Origin of the sequence: Escherichia sp. AM3 (assembly GCF_032029835.1) — a bacterium.
Classification (GTDB): Bacteria; Pseudomonadota; Gammaproteobacteria; order Enterobacterales; family Enterobacteriaceae; genus Escherichia; species Escherichia coli.
The window spans coordinates 1-1,005 of sequence record NZ_JAVUPQ010000374.1 but is presented as its reverse complement, the minus strand read 5'-3'; the positions used below and the strand labels follow the sequence as shown (position 1 = coordinate 1,005).

The 1,005-nt window shown below is 50.9% G+C and carries 2 protein-coding genes; both read left to right on the top strand.

Annotated elements, in window-relative coordinates; genetic code table 11:
• The first annotated feature begins 233 nt into the window (after positions 1 to 233).
• Positions 234 to 491, top strand: a complete 258-nt coding sequence (locus tag RTW80_RS25965) for a hypothetical protein (RefSeq protein WP_001356810.1) — start codon at positions 234 to 236, stop codon at positions 489 to 491.
• Positions 488 to 937 (top strand): single-stranded DNA-binding protein, encoded by a 450-nt coding sequence (locus tag RTW80_RS25960; protein ID WP_001710062.1) that lies wholly within the window; start codon positions 488 to 490, stop codon positions 935 to 937. The genes RTW80_RS25965 and RTW80_RS25960 overlap by 4 nt, the downstream gene beginning before the upstream one ends.
• Positions 938 to 1,005: the final 68 nt, after the last annotated feature.

Sequence of the window (1,005 nt, the reverse complement as noted above, 5' to 3'; positions counted from 1 at the left end):
CAATGTATTAATGCAGGTAGATAACTATTTTTCACTGTCTACCTGTTATCTACCTTATCTACCCATTTTTGTAGACAGGTAAGGAGACGGGTAGAGATGAGGTAGACAGCTATTTGGGGCTGTCTACCTCCCTGAAACCCGCGCCATTACTGGCCTGATAACTAATCAGGTAGACAAGGTAGACAAGGTGGTGGTGCACAAAAAACTTTTTAAACGAGGGGGTAAAAATAAAAATGCACACATCAGGAAAACTGAACAAACATATAAAGCCACATTACCGCGCCCTTGATATGGCTGAACACTGGCTAAGGGTGGCGATTAAGGCAATAGACCGCAACGCCGGGGAAGGATACGCGAAAGCACATCCCGAACTGATAAGCGCATTCATGACAACGGCGGCTGCAAACTTTGCCACGCTGACCGAACGGGAGATTGCTGAAGCGGAGGAAGTGACAACAATCAATATTAAGTCCGGAGAGCAGGCAGCATGACGGCGCAAATATCAGTTTACGGGCGGTTGGTGGACGACCCGCAGACAAAACAGACCAGCAAGGGCACCCCCATGACGCTGGCGCGTATGGCGGTATCACTGCCCTGCAGTCAGTCGGATGACGGTCTGGCGACGTTGTGGTTATCTGTCCTGGCGTTTGGCAGACAAGCCGACGCGCTGGCAAAGCATCACAAAGGCGAACTCCTGAGCGTGGCGGGTAACATGCAGATGAGCCAGTGGACTGGACAGAACGGCGAAACGCGGCAGGGCTGGCAGGTTATCGCAGACAGCGTAATCAGTGCGCGATCGGTGCGACCGGGCGGCAAAAAAGGCCAACAGGGGCAGGCTACTGACGCACTGAACAGAGCAAAACAACAGGCAGATCAGCAAGGAAGCCAGCCACCAGAGGGAGATAATGAGCAATGGGGAGATGATATCCCGTTTTAAATATTGCCAATAAAAAAAGCCGGAAAAAATAAATTTTCCGGCATGCTACATAAATCCCGACCAAAGGG